15 protein-coding genes and 1 tRNA gene are annotated in these 15,358 nt (G+C 59.8%); 10 read left to right on the top strand and 6 right to left on the bottom strand.

Features of this window, described 5'->3' with window-relative positions; all coding sequences use genetic code 11:
• Positions 1-386: 386 nt before the first annotated feature.
• Positions 387-1,196 (bottom strand): AraC family transcriptional regulator, encoded by an 810-nt coding sequence (locus tag TK42_RS16480; RefSeq protein ID WP_032878033.1) that lies wholly within the window; start codon positions 1,194-1,196, stop codon positions 387-389.
• A 162-nt stretch (positions 1,197-1,358) separates the two neighbouring features.
• On the opposite strand from TK42_RS16480, the gene ddlA reads away from it, so the two are divergent.
• Positions 1,359-2,453 carry a D-alanine--D-alanine ligase gene (gene ddlA, locus TK42_RS16475; RefSeq protein ID WP_103734679.1) on the top strand — a complete coding sequence of 365 codons (1,095 nt, stop codon included), beginning with the start codon at positions 1,359-1,361 and terminating at the stop codon, positions 2,451-2,453.
• 3 nt (positions 2,454-2,456) lie between these two features.
• Here ddlA and TK42_RS16470 read toward each other — a convergent pair whose 3' ends face one another.
• The 5 genes from TK42_RS16470 to TK42_RS16450 form a co-directional block, all read right to left on the bottom strand.
• Positions 2,457-3,173, bottom strand: coding sequence for a polyphenol oxidase family protein (locus TK42_RS16470; RefSeq protein ID WP_103734678.1), 717 nt, complete (start codon positions 3,171-3,173; stop codon positions 2,457-2,459).
• A gap of 27 nt (positions 3,174-3,200) precedes the next feature.
• A complete protein-coding gene (gene ggt / locus TK42_RS16465; RefSeq protein WP_103734677.1) occupies positions 3,201-5,030 on the bottom strand; it encodes a gamma-glutamyltransferase in 1,830 nt (609 codons plus the stop codon).
• A 36-nt stretch (positions 5,031-5,066) separates the two neighbouring features.
• Positions 5,067-5,846, bottom strand: coding sequence for a PhzF family phenazine biosynthesis protein (locus tag TK42_RS16460; protein ID WP_103734676.1), 780 nt, complete (start codon positions 5,844-5,846; stop codon positions 5,067-5,069).
• Between the two features lie 127 nt (positions 5,847-5,973).
• A tRNA-Met gene (locus TK42_RS16455) sits at positions 5,974-6,050 on the bottom strand.
• A gap of 238 nt (positions 6,051-6,288) precedes the next feature.
• Positions 6,289-6,840, bottom strand: coding sequence for an RNA polymerase sigma factor (locus TK42_RS16450; protein WP_078820225.1), 552 nt, complete (start codon positions 6,838-6,840; stop codon positions 6,289-6,291).
• Between the two features lie 263 nt (positions 6,841-7,103).
• On the opposite strand from TK42_RS16450, the gene TK42_RS16445 reads away from it, so the two are divergent.
• The 9 genes from TK42_RS16445 to sctS are packed head-to-tail and all read left to right on the top strand — an operon-like array spanning position 7,104 to position 15,357.
• Positions 7,104-8,168: a TyeA family type III secretion system gatekeeper subunit gene (locus TK42_RS16445; protein WP_078820226.1), complete on the top strand. Its 1,065-nt coding sequence runs from the start codon at positions 7,104-7,106 to the stop codon at positions 8,166-8,168.
• Entirely contained in the window at positions 8,165-10,258 is a 2,094-nt protein-coding gene (gene sctV / locus TK42_RS16440; protein WP_103734675.1) for a type III secretion system export apparatus subunit SctV, read from the top strand. Before TK42_RS16445 ends, sctV begins: the two co-directional genes overlap by 4 nt.
• Positions 10,259-10,295: 37 nt before the next feature.
• A complete protein-coding gene (locus TK42_RS16435; protein WP_103734691.1) occupies positions 10,296-11,201 on the top strand; it encodes an FHA domain-containing protein in 906 nt (301 codons plus the stop codon).
• Complete coding sequence (locus TK42_RS16430; RefSeq protein ID WP_103734674.1) at positions 11,198-12,556, top strand: FliI/YscN family ATPase; 1,359 nt, start codon at positions 11,198-11,200, stop codon at positions 12,554-12,556. The genes TK42_RS16435 and TK42_RS16430 overlap by 4 nt, the downstream gene beginning before the upstream one ends.
• Positions 12,543-12,971, top strand: a complete 429-nt coding sequence (locus tag TK42_RS16425; RefSeq protein WP_032878023.1) for a YscO family type III secretion system apparatus protein — start codon at positions 12,543-12,545, stop codon at positions 12,969-12,971. Before TK42_RS16430 ends, TK42_RS16425 begins: the two co-directional genes overlap by 14 nt.
• Positions 12,968-13,426, top strand: a complete 459-nt coding sequence (locus TK42_RS16420) for a type III secretion system HrpP C-terminal domain-containing protein (RefSeq protein ID WP_078820228.1) — start codon at positions 12,968-12,970, stop codon at positions 13,424-13,426. Before TK42_RS16425 ends, TK42_RS16420 begins: the two co-directional genes overlap by 4 nt.
• Positions 13,423-14,436 carry a FliM/FliN family flagellar motor switch protein gene (locus TK42_RS16415; RefSeq protein WP_032878020.1) on the top strand — a complete coding sequence of 338 codons (1,014 nt, stop codon included), beginning with the start codon at positions 13,423-13,425 and terminating at the stop codon, positions 14,434-14,436. The genes TK42_RS16420 and TK42_RS16415 overlap by 4 nt, the downstream gene beginning before the upstream one ends.
• Positions 14,433-15,086 carry a type III secretion system export apparatus subunit SctR gene (gene sctR / locus TK42_RS16410; RefSeq protein ID WP_078820229.1) on the top strand — a complete coding sequence of 218 codons (654 nt, stop codon included), beginning with the start codon at positions 14,433-14,435 and terminating at the stop codon, positions 15,084-15,086. Before TK42_RS16415 ends, sctR begins: the two co-directional genes overlap by 4 nt.
• Before the next feature lie 7 nt (positions 15,087-15,093).
• Positions 15,094-15,357: a type III secretion system export apparatus subunit SctS gene (gene sctS / locus TK42_RS16405; protein ID WP_014716816.1), complete on the top strand. Its 264-nt coding sequence runs from the start codon at positions 15,094-15,096 to the stop codon at positions 15,355-15,357.
• Position 15,358 lies beyond the last annotated feature (1 nt).

The raw sequence follows: 15,358 nt of genomic DNA, 5'->3' as shown, positions 1-15,358 counted from the left end.
GCGGGTTAGCAGACCGGTCAATAGGAAAACCAGCGCACCCGAAGGTGCCCCGCGCACAGCCACCATAAATGCAGATGTGGACCGTGTGCCTATTGAACTCAGGCTGCTAAACCCGATCACTGAAATCCAGCGACGGACCGAAGACTAGCCATCGATTCCAACAGGCACAAGGCGGCAGGGATTGTCTCGGAAACGTCCTGCAATTTAAAGGGACACAGCTTGCTGGCCCTTTACAAACCATGACCAAATGCCAGCAACACCACTACATTCAAAATGTGGGAGGGGGCTTGCTCCCGATAATGGTGTGTCAGTCAATATATTTGTCGCTGATACACCGCTATCGGGAGCAAGCCCCCTCCCACATTGAATGCATTCCAAGTCTTGGATCAGCGTCCGAGCATCTTTACCCAACGCGACGGCGGCATGCCGTAGGTGCTGCGAAATTGCCGGGTCATGTGGCTTTGGTCGGTGAAGCCGGCGGTCATTGCGGCATCCACCAGAGATTGGCCCTGGGCCAACAAGTGACGCACCAGGTCCAGCCTGCGCATGGTCAGGTAGCGGTAGGGGCTGGTGCCGAACAACAAGCGAAAATCCCGCGATAACGCCCAGCGGTCGCGGTCGGCATGGTCGGCTATTTCATCCAGGGTGATGCTGCGGCCCAGGGCGCTGTGGATAAATTCACGGGCGCGTTCGGCGGCCACGTAGTCGAAGGATTTACGGCTGACGACGGCACCGGATGCCTCGCTCAGGGCCTGGGCCAGGTCGAACATGGCGTCTTGCTCTTGCATCGGGTCAATCGGGCAATCCAAGCTTTGCAGCAGCACTTCGCTGGCGCGGTGCAGCCGAGGGTCGGTCGACAGGCCGCCGGGAATGAAAGGCAAGGGTTTGCCGCCGAGGATTTGCTGGATTAGCGCCGGCTCCACATAAATCATCCGGTACTTGAAGCCTTCATCGCTGCCGGCACGGCCGTCGTGGGTTTCGTCCGGGTGAATCACCATGGTGGTGCCGGGCATGCTGTGGGTCATGCCACCGCGATAATGAAAACTCTGCACGCCGAACAACGTGCGCCCGATGGCGTAGGTGTCATGGCGATGGGGGTCGAATGCGAAACCGGCAAAGTACGCCTCGATACGGTCCAGGCCGCTGGCGTGCGGGGCGCGGTGCAGCCAGTCGAGGGAGTGGGTGGGTTTGCCCATGGTGACTTGTCACAGAAGGAGGTGGGAACACGTTAACCGAGTCTGCCACGGTTGTCTGTCTGGGGTCTTGTACGATTGTGCAGGCGTCGGGTGGTGCAGATTGCTAGCGGATCGCTGACCGCCCGTGTTAAGAAGCCTTACTTTCAACAGTGAGGCCGGGTCATGAGCAAGGTGCGGGTAGGTATTATTTTTGGTGGCCGTTCGGCTGAGCATGAGGTCTCGCTGCAATCGGCGCGCAACATCGTCGATGCCCTCGACCGTTCGCGCTACGAGCCCATCCTGATCGGTATCGACAAGGCCGGCCACTGGCACCTCAACGACACGTCGAACTTCCTGATCAACCAGGAAAACCCGGCCCTGATCGCCCTCAACCAATCCAACCGCGAATTGGCGGTGGTGCCGGGCAAGGCCAGCCAGCAGGTGGTGGAAACCTCCGGGCAGGGCCTGCTGGAACATATTGATGTGATCTTCCCGATTGTCCACGGCACCCTTGGCGAAGACGGTTGCCTGCAAGGTTTGCTGCGTATGGCCGACTTGCCTTTCGTCGGCTCCGACGTGCTCGGCTCGGCCGTGTGCATGGACAAAGACATCAGCAAGCGCCTGCTGCGTGACGCCGGTATTGCCGTCACGCCGTTCATCACCCTCACCCGTGGCAACGCGGCGCGCACTTCCTTTGAAGCGGCGGCGAACAAGCTCGGCGTGCCGATGTTCGTCAAGCCCGCCAACCAGGGCTCCTCAGTGGGCGTGAGCAAAGTCGGCAGCGAAGCCGAGTACCACGCTGCGGTTGAGCTGGCGTTGGGTTTTGATGAGAAAGTGCTGGTGGAGTCCGCCGTCCAGGGCCGTGAAATCGAATGCGCCGTGTTGGGCAATGACCACCCAATCGCCAGCGGTTGTGGTGAGATCGTGGTGAGCGACGGTTTTTATTCCTACGACAGCAAATACATCGACGATCAGGCCGCCCAAGTGGTGGTGCCTGCGGCTATCAGCCATGAAGCCAGCGAACGAATTCGCAGCTTGGCCATTGAAGCCTTTGAGGTGTTGGGTTGCGCAGGGCTGGCGCGGGTGGATGTGTTCCTGACGAATGAGGGCGAAGTCCTGATCAACGAGATCAACTCACTGCCTGGTTTTACCCGCATCAGCATGTACCCCAAGCTGTGGCAGGCGGCGGGCATGAGCTACAGCGAGTTGGTGAGCCGGTTGATTGAGTTGGCGTTGGAGCGACATGCGGGACGCAAGGGGTTGAAGAGCAATCGCTGATCGTTAGCGTGTACGAGCAATCCACGAATAGATCAATGTCTTCGGCTCCTCCAAGTGATGCGTCCTCCTGCGATAGCTGGCAAACGTCGGTGACGTGCAATAAGTGCACACGTCACTCACCTCGATCTGCTCGCGCTTGACCCCCGCCGCTTGCAGCAACAGCAGCCCATACCCGCTCAAGTCAAACCAGGCACTTCCCGCTTGCCTGGCGTGGGGCGGTGTAATGTGCGGAGCTTGTAGCGGTGTCGGTTGCTCAATGCTCCAGGGCGCCTGGCTGTCCTCCCATAGGTGGCCTTGATCCGCTTGGAACTGGGCAATGAACGTTTCACTCACCTCATAGCAGCAAGGCTTGATCGACGGCCCAATTGCCACCCGCAACTGGGCCGCGCTAATGCCTTCATCGATAAAACGCTGCACGGCATTGCCGATAATCCCGCGTTGCAGGCCCTTCCAGCCGCCATGAATGGCGGCCACTAAATCACCGCCTGCGATCAGGATGGGCAAACAGTCGGCCGTAATGACCGCAATTGGCTGCCGGCTCCGGGTGAACACCCCGTCAGCCTCAATCGTGTTGGCCGGCTGACCCGGCTGCCACTCGATCACTGACGCGCTGTGCACCTGTTTGCAAATAAACACGTCATCAGGGCGCAGCGGATCGTCAATCGAGCAAAAACCGTGATCCACGCCGGGGAGGGCATTGAGGTTACGGGCTTTGTTCACCGTGCATTCTCCTTTGATCAAAACCCCTTAGTCACCCAGCGCCTCGCCTTCACGCCGAGGGTCGGCGCCGCCGCTCAGCGACACCTTGCCCTGGGCATCCCGCGTGCGGACGATGGCCTGTACGCCGCTGGTCATATCGATCTCGCTCAGGGCATGGCCCTTGTCCTTGAGCGCTTGTTTGAGTGCAGGGCTGAACAGGCCGGTTTCCAACTCAGTGGCGCCATTGCGGCTGCCGAAATTCGGCAGGCTGATGGCCGCTTGCGGGTCGAGTTTCCAGTCGAGCATGGCCACCAGGGATTTGCTCACGTACTCGATGATCTGCGAACCGCCCGGGGAGCCCACGGTGGCAAGCAACTCACCACTGTTGCGATCGAACACCAGGGTCGGGGCCATGGCCGAGCGCGGGCGCTTGCCGGGTTGCACGCGGTTGGCCACAGGCTGGCCGTTTTCTTCGGGGATGAACGAGAAATCGGTCATCTGGTTGTTGAGCAAAAAGCCCTGGACCATCACGTGGGAGCCGAACGCCGCTTCCACGGTGGTGGTCATCGACACCGCGCCACCCTGGTCGTCCACCGCCACCACTTGCGAGGTGGAGATGCGCAGCGGCGAGCGATCCGGTGCATACGCCACTTGAACGCCCTCCGGTTGGCCAGGCTTGGCGACCCCCATGCTGCGCTCGCGGATCAACGCGGCGCGCCGGGCCAGGTAGTTGGGTGCAACAAGGCCGGCAACCGGCACGGGGGTGAAGTCTGCATCGGCCACATACAGGGCGCGATCGGCAAAGGCCAGGCGCCCGGCTTCGGCGATCAGGTGCACGGCCTCGGGTGTCGGTTCAAGCCCGGCCGGCGAAGTACTCTTGTTCGGGGTCATCGGCGCGATCGCCAGGCGCGGGTCGCGGGTCTGCAGCGCCTGCAAGGTGCCAAGGATCTGCGCCACGGCAATCCCGCCAGAGGAGGGCGGCGGCATCCCGCAGATTTTCCATTGTTTGTAGTCGGTGCACAGTGGGGCGCGCTCCTTGGCGCTGTAGCCCTTGAGGTCGGCTACGGACAAGCTGCCGGCATTGTGATTGCCCTGCACCTTGCGTGCGATCTCATCGGCAATCGCCCCGTGGTACAGCGCATCCGGCCCTTCCTTGGCGATGCGCTTGAATACCGCGGCCAGCGCCGGGTTTTTCAACAGCGTGCCGGTGGCTTTGGGCGAGCCATCGGCATTCAGGAAGTACGCCGCCATCTCGGGCGATTGCACAATAAAGCGATCCGCCGCGATCAAGCTATGCAAGCGCGGTGAAATGGCAAAGCCCTGCTCCGACAGGCGGATCGCCGGCTCGAACAGCTTGGCCCATTGCAGATGGCCGCTCTTCTTGTGCGCCATTTCCAGTGCGCGTAATACACCCGGCGTGCCGACAGAGCGCCCGCCAATTTGCGCATCGGTGAACGCCATCGGCGTGCCGTCGGCCTTCAGGAACAAGCGCTCGGTCGCCCCCGCCGGTGCGGTCTCGCGGCCATCGTAGGCCTGCACGTTTTTGCCATCCCATAGCATGATGAACGCACCGCCACCAATGCCGGAAGACTGTGGCTCTACCAGGGTCAGCACCGCTTGCATCGCAATCGCCGCGTCGATGGCCGAACCGCCTTGGCGCAACATCTCGCGTCCGGCTTCGGCAGCCAACGGGTTGGCAGCGGCGGCCATATGGTGCTCGGCGTGGCGGGTACTCAGGTCAGTGCGATAGCCCGAACCCAACTCCGGTGCCGGTGGTTGTTCGGTGACAGACGTGTGGCAGGCCGCAAGGGCCAGGGCTGCTGCGATGACCGTCAACTGACGGCGGGAAGTCAAAAGCACGCGCTGAACTCCGTTCATTTTGAGAATGATCTGTTGTCCTTCGGGAATTGCGTTTTACAGATAAATCGTGCCTTGCATATACAGCACCGCCTTGCCGGAGATAATCACGCGGTCGCCCTTGAGTTCACAGCGCAACTGGCCCTTGCGCTGGCCGCCTTGCTCGGCGGTCATCTGCAACTTGCCCAGGCGCTCGGCCCAGAACGTTGCCAGCGAGGTGTGCGCCGAGCCGGTGACCGGGTCTTCATTGACCCCCACATTCGGGCCGAACCAGCGTGAGACAAAATCAAACTGTGTGCTTTTGGCGGTGACTGCAATACCACGTTTGGGCAGGCCCTTGAGCCGTGCGAAATCCGGTGTCAGTGCCGCCACCTGCGCTTCATTTTCCACCAGCACGATGTAGTCATCGGTGCCAAACACCTCAGCAGTTTCAATGCCCAGTGCGCTCAACATTCCGGCCGGTGGCTCGCAGCGTTGCGGCTGTTTGGCTGGGAAATCCATCGCCAGTTCATCGCCATTGTGCGTCACCCGCAACTCGCCGCTACGCGTTGCAAAGCGCAGCACTTGCGGCGCATCGGCCAGCATATGAATCAATACCCAGGCCGCCGCCAAGGTGGCATGGCCGCACAGGTCTACCTCGACTTCGGGGGTGAGCCAGCGCAGCTCGTAGAACTCGCCACGGGGTACAAAAAACGCGGTTTCCGAGAGGTTGTTTTCAGCCGCGATACTCTGCAGTTGCTCGTCGGGCAACCATTCGGTGAGCGGGCACACCGCCGCCGGGTTGCCGCCGAAGGGGTGTTGGCTGAAAGCGTCGACTTGGTAGATGTCCAGTTTCATCGGGGCACTCCGCATTTTAGGGAGGCTGGACACTAACAGTGGGGGTGGGGGGCGTCAAAATACAGTTGGGGAGTTTTTTACGCGCACAAAAAAACGGCCTACCTTTCGGTAAGCCGTTTTTAGTACTTGGTGGCTACACAGGGACTTGAACCCCGGACCCCAGCATTATGAATGCTATGCTCTAACCAACTGAGCTATGTAGCCAAGTGGCGCGCATTATTCGCTCGGAACGGCAATGCGTCAAGTCTTTTTGTTGAGTTTTTTTCTACGCTTTCAACCGTTTAACCGAAAACGCTGCTTTGGGTGACAGGCGGCAGGGAGGCTCGCTGGCGGATGCGCTCTGTAGCGGGGGGCAGATGCAGAGCATTGGTGTCTATCAGGCCAAGTCTGACAGTGTTGGGCAGATATCCCTGTCGCCCAACGCTTGCCCGGCTAATTCAGCTTAGCGATGCAGGGGTGTGTGGGTCACGCGCTTGAGCTGTTCGCGTGCCCGTGACAGGCGCGAGCGCACGGTGCCGATAGGGATGTCCAGTACGTCGGCGGTGTCCTGATAGCTACCGTCGGTTTCCAGTGAAGCGTACAGCGTCTTGCGCATCTCGGTCGGCAAGTGATCGATAGCGCTCAGGGTATTTTCCAGGCGCCGGTTGATCTCAAACTCCCAATCCAGACTGTGGGTGTCTTCCTGGCCATGCCACAGCGACTCATCGAATTCGCAATGTGCGGGTTTGGCGTACAGGCGCCGAAAGTGATTGCGGATCAGGTTCTGCGCGATGCCGCACATCCAGGTGCTGAGCGTTGCGGTGCCGCTGAAACGTTCGCGATTACGCCAGGCTTCCAGATAGGTCAATTGCAAAAGATCATCCGCATCTTCCGGGTTAAGCACGCGTTTATGAATAAAGCGGCGAAGCTTTTTCTGTTGATCGTCTGTCAGATGAAGCATGAATTGAGGCGAATTGCCACCAAGGTGAACTAAGGCTTCAATAGGAATATTCATGATTTTTTCCTTAAGGTAGACGCAGTCGAAACGTATCGACAGGAACCCGATTGCACTGCTTGTGCCAAACAGAAAAAATCACGTAACTACTTAATTTATATATATAAATATCTTGAATTGATGCTTTTTTACGCAGGCTTTTGCACGTGAGGATTAGAGGTCCGTGCAAGTATTTTCAAACGTGCCGTCGTCTCGAATTTCAATGGAACCGTATGGGGAGGCTTTGCCACACAGAGACACACTCTTCCTGAACTGGCCTGTCCATGAAAGTCGAATCGCGCAACGATGTGCCAACGGTCCAACGCCTGGATCAACCTGTTATCAGCAATACTGCCGTGCCTGCGCCTGCGAAGGGTGTTGATGAACTGGCCCAACTGTTCAATCAGGAAGTAGAGCTCAATAAACTTCCGCTGGCCCAGCGGCAGATGGCCCAGCGCGTGCCTGCTGCGGAACAACTGGTGCAGCTTTATGACCAGTTGGGGCATCCGGCCCAGGCGAGCATGGCCTCGGTTTCTCGCCGCATCAGGATGCAGTTACTGCAAAACGCCAGCGTCGACAAATTGCTCGACCTCACAGGCGGCGACCCGGCGCGTGCGTTCGTGGTCCTCAAGCACGTGGCAGGCCAGGCGGACGCTGAACTGCGTAAATCCGAGGCTGCCTTGGCCCGCGCAGCCATTGCCAAATTCGAGGCGCGTTTCAAGGGAGAAATCCAGGCTGGCCTGAACATTGCCGTAGCATTGCAAGCAGCCGGCGCGGACCCGCAGGAACGCCAGGCGCTCCGCGCGCTCTACTATGCCAGCGTGGTCACGCGCCAATCGCTGGCGACCATGATGCAAGCCCTGCTGGGCGTATACGGCGGCGAGCGCTTCTATGAAGGGCTCAATGTGATGCGTAAAGCCTTGGCAGACGATATCGCGGCCCGGGTGTCATCGATGCCCACCCCACTGTTGCGTTCTGTGCTGCTGGGCCTGCGAAGTTGCGGGCAGTTGGGCACCGTATTGGCCGATTGCCTGGCGTTCAACCTGCGACTGGGCATCGATCATGACGCCGTTTCCCTGCTGCAGCGCCTGCTTGGATACGCCGATAGCGGCATCGCCGCCGATGAAATCCTGCGGTTGGGGAATGAGATGGGGAGTGGATCACCCTCCAGGCAACTGGCCGCTCTCAACGCGCTTTACCCTCTTATCCGGCAGTTACCGTTGGCCTTATGGTCTGACAGTAGAGTCCGCGAGGAAACCTTGTTCAGGTTTGTAGCGGTGATGGACGAGCTGAACCGGATCGACGGTGGTACCCAGCGTTTTCCTGAGTTGGCCGGGGTTATGACGTGACCCTGCTGTCGACCATCAACGGCTTGCTGCTCAAAGTGGCACAGCGCGCAGAAGTGCTGGGCGCCGTGGTGGTCATGGCCATTGTCTTTATCTTTATCGTGCCACTGCCGACCTGGCTGGTAGATATTCTGATTGCGCTCAATATCTGCATATCTTGCCTGTTGATCGTACTGGCGCTTTATCTACCAGGCCCTCTGGCGTTCTCATCGTTCCCATCGATCCTGTTGCTGACCACCATGTTTCGTTTGGCGCTGTCGATTGCGACCACGCGCTTGATCCTGCTGGAACAGGACGCCGGTGACATCGTCGAGGCCTTCGGCAATTTCGTGGTGGGGGGAAACCTGGCGGTAGGGATGGTGATCTTTCTGATCCTGACCCTGGTCAACTTCCTGGTGATCACCAAGGGCTCGGAGCGGGTCGCCGAGGTGGCGGCGCGGTTCAGCCTGGATGCGATGCCGGGCAAACAGATGTCTATCGATAGCGATCTGCGTGCAGGGCTGATTGACGGCATGCAAGCGAGGGACAAGCGTGAGCAGTTGTCGCGTGAGAGCCAACTGTTCGGGGCCATGGATGGGGCCATGAAGTTCGTCAAGGGCGACGCTATCGCCGGCTTGATCATCGTCGTGGTCAACCTGTTGGGCGGCTTCTCCACAGGAATGTTCCAGCACGGCTTGAGCGCAGGCGATTCGATGGCGTTGTATTCGGTACTGACGATCGGCGATGGCCTGATTGCACAGATTCCGGCGCTGCTGATCTCTTTGACTGCGGGCATGATCATCACCCGTGTTGCGCCGGATGGACGCAAAGGCGTCAGTAACATGGGCGTCGAAATTGCCCGGCAAATGACCAGCGAGCCCAAGAGTTGGGTGATTGCCTCGGTGGGAATGCTTGCGTTTGCCGCGGTCCCTGGCATGCCTACCCTGGTATTTATCCTGATCGCGCTGATCACCGGCAGCGTGGGTTACTACCTGGTGCGCCAGCGCCAACACCAGGCAGAGCCTTCCAACGAGGCCGCCGAAGTCGTTCGCCCTGAAGAGAACGGTAAAGAGGACTTGCGCGGCTTTGACCCGTCGCGCCCTTACCTGTTGCAGTTTTCCCCTGTTCTGCGTGGCACGCCTGAAGTGACGAATCTGATTCACGGGATTCGCCAGGCGCGAAATTCGCTGGTCGCCAATATTGGCCTGACATTGCCGCCGTTCGAAGTCGAGCTCGATGACTCCCTGGCCCCCGATGAGATGCGCTTTTGTGTGCATGAAGTCCCCATGGTCAGGGCGTCAGTGGTCAATCATATGGCCGTTGAGCGCATGGCGCTTGAGGTTGAGCCAGAGCACGCCATCGCCGGGTTGGCTGAGCGCGATGAACAGGATTGGCTCTGGTTGGCCCCTGACGATCCGCTGCTTGATGATCCGCAACTGGAGCGCTTCACCGCCACGAGCCTGATCCTGGAGCGTATGCGCAAGGCGATGATGCTCAGCGGGCCACAGTTCCTGGGGATTCAGGAGAGCAAGTCGATCCTGAGTTGGCTTGAGCATAATCAGCCGGAACTGGTGCAGGAACTGCAGCGCATCATGCCGCTGTCGCGTTTTTCTGCGGTGTTGCAGCGCCTGGCCAGTGAAGGTGTCCCCCTGCGGGCGGTGCGCCTGATTGTCGAATCGCTGATCGAGTACGGACAGCATGAGCGTGAGCCGGAAGCCCTGGCCGACTATGCACGCATTGCTCTCAAGGCGCAGATCTATCACCAGTACAGCGAGGCCGACGGCCTGCACGCCTGGCTGTTGTCTGCGCAAAGCGAAAACATCCTGCGCGAAGCCCTGCGCCAGACCCAGACCGGGGTGTTCTTTGCGTTGGACCAGGATCACAGCGCGGCGTTTATCAACCTGCTCAATCAGGCCTTTACCTTGAGGGCCAAGAGCAAAAGCGTGATGTTGGTGGCGCAGGACTTGCGCAGCCCCTTGCGGACTCTATTGCTCGAAGAGTTCAACCATGTACCGGTGCTGTCTTTCGCTGAGTTGGGGAGCGCATCCAAGGTCAAGGTGTTGGGGCGCATTGACCTCGGTCAGGAAGCATTGATGCGTGGCGCAGCGGCATGATTTCGCAGCCATGGACAGTACGAAGGAGGGCTCGATGATGTATGAGTTACGCGTGCTTGATGGGCTGCGCCAGGGCGCTGCGTTGCCGTTGTTCGGCGAGCGATGGAGCATCGGTGCCCAGCCGGACGCTGACCTGGTGCTGAGCGATCCAGGGGTCGCCGAGCATCATGCCCTGCTGCAGTTTTGCGACGTTAACTGGTCGGTGCAGGCCCAGGCGCAGTTGGTGTACGGGACTGATGGCCAGGCCCTGGCGCAGATCCCGAGCCTGGCGTTGAACGTGCCCTTTCTGGTGGGTAGCGTGAGATTGTGCGTCGCCTTGGCAGATCATCCATGGCCTGAGCCTGTGCCTGAGGCCCCGGTATCTGCGGCATTGCCATCACCGGAACAACCTGTGCAGACACTGCCGTTATCGTCGATATCACCCTCGCAGCAAAAGCGGTTGATCAGCCTGATGCTGGTGGTGGCGGTAGTCATCGCAGTGGTGGGCATGGTTTCGACAGGGGAGCATGACGCGCAGGCTTCCCTGATGCCATCGGTGATTGGCAAACACGAATTGGCCTCACCGTTTGATGTGCGTCAGCAGTTGTTGAAAATGCTCGGCGAGCGTGAGCTGAGCCAACGGATCGACCTGCAAGTCATCAACGGTCAAGTCGTGCTCAACGGCGATGTTTCCCAGGACGATGTGGAGCTGGTGTCGCGGATGCTCAGCCGCTTTGGTGAGCAATTCGACAGTATGGTGCCGGTGATCAGTCGTGTACGTGTGCGAGATGACGCCTTGCCGTTCAGGATCGTGCAAATTGTCGGCGGACCTAACGGTCATGTGGTTCTGGAAGAGGGTAGCCGGCTCTTTTTGGGGGATCAGGTGGACGGCTTGCGCCTGGTGCTGATCGACAACAGCAAAGTGGTTTTTAATGGCGCACAGCGTTACGAGGTGCACTGGTGAGTACCTCCGAGCAAGCGCGTCTGGACGCCTGGCAGCAACGCCAGGCCCAGGCGCTCGGCAGCTTTGCGCCGGTGTCCATGCGCGGGCGAATCCAGCGCGTCAACGGCATGCTGCTGCAGTGCCGGCTGCCTCAGGCGCGTATCGGTGATTTGTGCCAGGTGGAAAAAGGTCCGGGTGACTGCATGCTCGCTGAAATCATTGGTTTTGATCAGCAGGATGCGGTGCTCAGTGCCCTTGGGAACCTGGAAGGCGTGCGCGTGGGGGCGCCTGTCGAGCGCCTGGGCGTGTCGCATAGAGTGCAAGTCAGCGAGGCGCTCCTGGGCCAGGTTCTGGACGGTTTCGGAAGGCCGATTACGGGCCAGGGTGCCAGCGCATTTGTCGAATCCGAACTGCCGGATACCAGCCCGGTGTTATGTGAAGCGCCCTTGCCCACCGAGCGGCCGCGTATCAACCGTGCGCTGGCCACCGGGGTGCGGTCCATCGATGGATTGATGACGCTCGGTGAAGGCCAGCGTGTCGGTCTGTTCGCCGGGGCCGGTTGTGGCAAAACCACCTTGTTGGCCGAGATCGCCCGTAACGTCGAATGCGATGTCATCGTGTTCGGCTTGATCGGCGAGCGGGGGCGCGAGCTGCGTGAGTTTCTCGACCATGAACTCGATGAGCAACTGCGCTCTAAAGCGGTACTGGTGTGTGCCACGTCTGATCGCTCCAGCATGGAGCGTGCCCGCGCCGCTTTTACCGCCACGGCACTGGCTGAAGGTTTTCGGCGCAAGGGCCAGCGGGTGTTGCTGCTGATTGATTCCCTGACCCGTTTCGCCAGGGCCCAGCGTGAAATCGGCCTGGCTGCCGGCGAACCCCTGGGGCGCGGAGGCCTGCCGCCTTCGGTGTACAGCTTGCTGCCGCGCTTGGTGGAGCGCGCCGGGTTGACCCGTGACGGCGTGATCACAGCGATCTACACAGTGCTGATTGAGCAGGACTCCATGAACGATCCGGTGGCCGATGAAGTACGTTCATTGCTCGACGGCCATATCGTGCTGTCGCGCAAATTGGCTGAGCGTGGGCACTATCCGGCGGTGGATGTGTTGGCGAGCCTTTCACGAATATTGAGCAACGTTGCGGCGCCAGAGGATATTCAGGCGGGCACGGCGTTGCGACGGTTGTTATCGGCGTACCAGCAGATCGAGTTGATGCTCAAGCTGGGCGAGTACCAGCCTGGCAGCGATGCGTTGACGGACCTGGCCGTGAACAGTCGCGAGGCGGTGGACGGTTTCCTGCGCCAGGATTTGCGTGAGCCGACACCGATGGCCGTCACGCTGGAGCAACTCAAGGAGCTGACGACCTATGTCCCCTTCTGATGTGCTGCACGGTGAAGTGCAGATGCTGCGTTGCCTGCGCAGGCACAGGGCTGATCGTGCCGAACGTGCCCTGCGTGAGGCCAAGCGTGCGCAGCAGGCCCTGCTCGCGCATATCCAGCAGGCCCAGGATGCACTTGAACACACTCGGCAGGAGCAAGCCCGGCAAAGTGCTGAGTTGCTCAGTCAGCACCAGGGCCAGCTCTTGACCTTAGCGGGCCTGAAATCCTGGAACGCACAGGAGCGCTCCTTATCCGCCAGTACCCAGCGCGAAGAGGGACAGCTTGAGGCGCTGCGCAACCAACGGCAAGAAAAGGAACACCACGTTGGCAGTGCCCAGAGGCAAGCCACCGAATGCCTGCGGCAGGTGGAAAAGTTACAGGAGCTATCACTTTTGCTTGCACAGGAGCCGACATGACCCAGGTTGCGAATAAACCCACCGAACGACCCCCCCTGCGTGAGCCCCGCGAAGAGCGTGACTCGGGAGCAGCGGGCATGGTTGCGTGGGAACAAGGGCGACTGTTTACGCGGTTGTTTGCGGGTGATGGGGAGGGCGCAGGGACGAGCGCCTCCTTGTCGCGAAAAAAATCTGCGGCCGGTATTGCCATGATCGAGGCGCTGGCCGAACAACTGACGCCTCGTGTGTTGGCCGGTTCGCAGTGGCCGTTGCAGGCAGTGTTGTACTTGCCACGCCTGGGACGGATCAACGCCAGCGTGCGCCGAGAGCAGAGCGGCTGGGCCATTGAATTGGAAGCGGAACACGACGCCACGGCCCGCTGGCTCAGCGGCGTACGGCAACAGTGTGAGGACCGTTTTACGCAAGCGCTGGGTCTGCCGGTCAGCCTGCTTCTGCCAAGCGTCGGCAACCCATGATCGTACCGCTACTGACATTACCTTCGATCAAGAGCGACGGGGTTGCCGCGCGCCGCCAGCTGGGCCGCGGCCTGTACCTGCCGTTCCATGTTGCGGGTCAGGCCGGTGAATTGCGGCTTGAGCCTGGACGTGCGCCTGTTGGCGGTGACGTGGTGTGCTTCGACACGCAGTGCGGTGTGCTGGCGCTCGCTAAGGCGGGGCCGTTGCTTAGCCTGCTGGGTGAATGTCCGGTGACCCTTGCAGGGGCCGACAACGAACCGGATTCCTGGTTCTGGACGTTGTTTCAGTATTACCTGAGCCCCGAAGTGCGAGCGCTGTTGGGTTATGTGCGATTGCTACACACCGGGCGACCAAAAGGCTTTGGCTGTCGCCTCACCGTGACCCTGGGGGCATCGTGGGTTGAGGGTTATGTGTGGTTGAGCCCCGAAAGCTTTTTGGCGTTGTACGAGGCGGGGGCCTGGCGGGCCACGGCTGCGCCGCTGCCGTTGTCGTTTCAACTGGCAATTGCCGTGACCCTTGGGCGGTTGCGGTTACCGATTGTACAGGCCGGCAGTCTGCGAGCTGGCGATGTGCTGGTGCTTGAACAGACCTTTTTCCAGGCCCGGGGCAGCGGCTATGTGTCGGTCGGCAGAGAGCGCCTGCATGGCGGCATTGACGATGACACCGGGTGGTTACGTTTCACTCTTACTTCTATCGAGGACGTGTCTGTGGACGAAGATTTAGATGTACCTCATCACTCGGGGCATGAAGACGATGAACCCGTAATGGACGTATTCGGCCCCGAGCCGTTCGATGAATTGAGCATGACGCTGAGCGTACGCTGCGGAACACTGAACCTGACCCTGGGGGAGTTGCGTAACCTCGTGCCCGGCTCGGTACTGGGCATTACCGGCTTTGCCCCAGGCATGGCGGGTCTGTTTTATGGCGATCGGCCCATCGGCCAGGGGCAGTTGGTGGAAGTTGACGGGCGCCTTGGGTTGCAGTTGTCCCGAGTGGTGTTCGGTCGATGATACTTCAAGGGCTGGACCCGATCGTCCTGGCGATATTTCTGGGCGCGCTGTCGTTGATGCCCATGCTGTTGGTGGTCTGCACAGCCTTCTTGAAAATCGTGATTGTGCTGATGATTACCCGCAATGCCATCGGCGTACAGCAAGTACCTCCGAGCATGGCCATCAACGGAATCGCTCTGGCGGCTACCTTGTTCATCATGGCGCCGGTGGGGTACGAAATCGCCGAGAATATCAAGGCGTCGCCTCTGGACATGAGCAACGTGCAAACGTTTCTGCATACCGGCAATGAGGCCATCAACCCCTTGCGCGCATTCATGTTGCGTAATGTGGACCCGGATGTGCTGACCCATCTGCTGGACAATACCGCACGTCTGTGGCCTGCGAAAATGGCTCAGGAGGTACAGCGTGAGGATCTTATCCTGCTGATCCCGGCCTTTGTGCTTTCGCAATTGCAGGCGGGGTTCGAGATCGGTTTCCTGATCTACATTCCCTTCATTGTGATCGACCTTATTGTTTCCAACCTGTTGCTGGCGTTGGGTATGCAGATGGTCTCGCCGATGACCATTTCCCTGCCGCTCAAGCTGCTGCTGTTTGTGCTGGTGTCTGGCTGGTCGCGGTTGCTCGACAGTCTGTTCCTTTCCTATCTCTGAGTGGCGTATGGAACCTATCGTGCTGTTCAAGCAGGGCATGTTGCTGGTGGTTGTACTGTCTGCACCGCCGCTGATCGTGGCGGTGGTGGTGGGGGTGCTGACCTCTTTGGTACAAGCGCTGATGCAGATCCAGGACCAGACATTACCCTTTGGTATCAAACTAGTGGCGGTGGGTGTCACATTGATCCTCACGGGCCGATGGATTGGCGTGGAGTTGATCCAGCTGATCAACCTGACGTTTGAAATGATCGGCCGTTCGGCCCTGAACTAAG

Source organism: Pseudomonas sp. GZJR-8 (assembly GCF_002916705.1).
GTDB lineage: Bacteria > Pseudomonadota > Gammaproteobacteria > Pseudomonadales > Pseudomonadaceae > Aquipseudomonas > Aquipseudomonas synxantha_A.
The sequence above is the reverse complement of the archived record's forward strand: the minus strand, read 5'-3'. Positions and strand labels throughout refer to the sequence as shown.

Bases quoted from the DNA above. Each gene is read 5' to 3' on its own strand.
- TK42_RS16425 (WP_032878023.1), top strand. From the start codon at position 12,543: ATGTCCCCTTCTGATGTGCTGCACGGTGAAGTGCAGATGCTGCGTTGC.
- TK42_RS16420 (WP_078820228.1), top strand. From the start codon at position 12,968: ATGACCCAGGTTGCGAATAAACCCACCGAACGACCCCCCCTGCGTGAG.
- ddlA (WP_103734679.1), top strand. From the start codon at position 1,359: ATGAGCAAGGTGCGGGTAGGTATTATTTTTGGTGGCCGTTCGGCTGAG.
- ggt (WP_103734677.1), bottom strand. From the start codon at position 5,030: ATGAACGGAGTTCAGCGCGTGCTTTTGACTTCCCGCCGTCAGTTGACG.
- sctR (WP_078820229.1), top strand. From the start codon at position 14,433: ATGATACTTCAAGGGCTGGACCCGATCGTCCTGGCGATATTTCTGGGC.
- TK42_RS16450 (WP_078820225.1), bottom strand. From the start codon at position 6,840: ATGAATATTCCTATTGAAGCCTTAGTTCACCTTGGTGGCAATTCGCCT.
- TK42_RS16480 (WP_032878033.1), bottom strand. From the start codon at position 1,196: ATGGGCAAACCCACCCACTCCCTCGACTGGCTGCACCGCGCCCCGCAC.
- TK42_RS16460 (WP_103734676.1), bottom strand. From the start codon at position 5,846: ATGAAACTGGACATCTACCAAGTCGACGCTTTCAGCCAACACCCCTTC.
- TK42_RS16445 (WP_078820226.1), top strand. From the start codon at position 7,104: ATGAAAGTCGAATCGCGCAACGATGTGCCAACGGTCCAACGCCTGGAT.
- sctS (WP_014716816.1), top strand. From the start codon at position 15,094: ATGGAACCTATCGTGCTGTTCAAGCAGGGCATGTTGCTGGTGGTTGTA.
- TK42_RS16435 (WP_103734691.1), top strand. From the start codon at position 10,296: ATGTATGAGTTACGCGTGCTTGATGGGCTGCGCCAGGGCGCTGCGTTG.
- TK42_RS16415 (WP_032878020.1), top strand. From the start codon at position 13,423: ATGATCGTACCGCTACTGACATTACCTTCGATCAAGAGCGACGGGGTT.